This window comes from Bradyrhizobium sp. 25ACV (assembly GCF_054863005.1).
The window spans coordinates 1-237 of sequence record NZ_JAVAYO010000201.1; the positions used below are offsets into that span (position 1 = coordinate 1).

Below are 237 nucleotides of genomic sequence, written 5' to 3' on the forward strand. Positions count from 1 at the left end.
CCAGGCGAGCTGCGGGCTCGTCGCGTCGCCGGGCGCGACGGTGGCGGCGAGCTTCAGCGTCCCGCCTACCGCAAGCTCCGCGCTCGTCTTGTCGAGCGTCACGCTCCCGACGGGGACGACGGGCGCGGTGACGGTGACGGTGCAGGTTGCGGATTTCCCGCTGCCGTCGGTGCTCTCCGCGGTGATGGTCGCGGTGCCGGCGGCCACGGCGGTCACGGTGCCGCTTTCGTCGACGGT

General features: G+C 73.8%; 1 protein-coding gene. It reads right to left on the minus strand.

The genetic code is table 11. The features are described 5' to 3' along the window. The coding region (locus RAD04_RS39150) for a hypothetical protein (RefSeq protein ID WP_461628032.1) at positions 1-237 on the minus strand (237 nt) is incomplete at both ends.